Consider the following 1,712-nt stretch of genomic DNA (forward strand, 5'->3'; position numbering starts at 1 on the left):
TCAGCAGCCCACACAGAGCTGTTGTCGCGACAGCGGGCTGTTCGAGTACGAGGCTGCGACGCCTGCGGCGAACCGGGTTCATTGAGACCTCCGCATAGAGCGGCGTGCAGTCCCCGTGCTCCTGGCGGTGGTCGCGTGGGCGTCGGACGGATTCCTACACGAAGCCTGGCTTGAGAAGCCTTGAGCGAAGAGCGAAGCGCTCGCGCCTGCGTGACCGCCGCTACCCCAGGCTGTGCTTGCTCGTTGACGTTGGTGGTACGAGCCCGCTGCATGGTGACCTCTCGATATGCCCGAGCTTTGCGAGCTCCCGTCGAGACCGAGGCCCGTGTGACGCGCTGGTGCCACGAACGGCTAGTGAGGTGGCGGACCGGCCTTGTCGCCGAGTCCTGGAATTAGGTCGCTGCGTGGCCCGCATGTGCTCGTGACCAGCGCAAACACCCACGCCATGGGGAGGATGCCTTGATCTACTGCGGAATCGACTGGGCCGAGAGGACGCACGACGTCGCCCTGGTCGACGACTCGGGCCAGCTGCTGGCCAAACGCCACATCACCGATGATGCGGTCGGCTACAAGGTCTTGTTGGACCTGCTCGCCGAGTACGGCGACACCGAGGAACACCCGATCCCGGTGGCGATCGAGACCTCCCGTGGTCTGCTCGTCGCCGTGCTGCGGCAGGGCAAGCGGAAGGTCTTCGCGATCAACCCGATGGCCGCCGCCCGCTACCGCGACCGGCACAGTGTCTCCCGCAAGAAGTCAGACCCGGGCGACGCCCTGGTGCTCGCGAACATCCTGCGCACCGACATGCACGCCCACCGGGTCTTGCCCGATGACAGCGACCTGGCCCGCGCCATCGCTGTCCTCGCCCGCGCCCAGCAGGACTCCACTTGGAACCGCCAGCAGATTTCCAACCAGCTCCGCTCCCTGCTGCGCGAGTACTACCCAGCCGCCCTGGCGGCGTTCGAGTCCTGGAAGAACGGTCTCTGCCGCTCTGAAGCCCACGAAGTCCTCAAGCTGGCTCCAACTCCCACGCGAGCTGCTCGACTGACTCGCGCCCAGCTCCAAGCCGCCCTCAAGCGGGCTGGCCGCCAACGCGGTATCGAAGCCGAGGCCGAACGCCTCCGTGAGGTCTTCCGCGAGGACTACACCCACCAACCTGCCCTCGTCGAGGTCGCGCTCGGTAAGCAGATGCTCGCCCTCCAGGTCCAGCTCCAGGCCGCCTGCACGGCTACCGACGACCTCGCCCAGGCGGTGGAGGAAGCATTCCCTCAGCATCCGGACGCTGAGATCATCCTCAGTTTTCCCGGCCCCGGCGTCCAGCTCGGCGCCCGGGTGCTCGCTGAGATCGGTGACGACCGCGGCCGTTTCGCCGACGCCCGCGGCCTGAAGGCATACGCCGGCTCCTCGCCCATCACCCGGGCTTCCGGCAAGAAGTCCAGCATCACCCGCCGCTGGGTCAAGAACGACCGCCTCAACCACGCCGGCTACCTCTGGGCCTTCTCCGCCCTCCGGGCCTCGCCCGGAGCCATGGACCACTACCGTCGCCGCCGCGACGAGCACGGAGACTGGCACGCTGCCGCCCAGCGCAACCTCTTCAACCGCATGCTCGGACAGATGTTCCACTGCCTCCAGCGACGCGAACTGTTCGATGAGAACACCGCATTCCCAACTGCCTTGGCCGCTGCGGCTTGACGCCTTGGGGTCGTGAGGTGTCT

1 protein-coding gene is annotated in these 1,712 nt (G+C 67.1%); it reads left to right on the plus strand.

The features are described from left to right. The first annotated feature begins 459 nt into the window (after positions 1 to 459). A complete protein-coding gene (locus tag ACNPQM_RS44050) occupies positions 460 to 1,689 on the plus strand; it encodes an IS110 family transposase (RefSeq protein WP_418088404.1) in 1,230 nt (409 codons plus the stop codon). Positions 1,690 to 1,712: the final 23 nt, after the last annotated feature.

The organism is Streptomyces sp. NPDC056231 (assembly GCF_048270745.1).
Classification (GTDB): Bacteria; Actinomycetota; Actinomycetes; order Streptomycetales; family Streptomycetaceae; genus Streptomyces.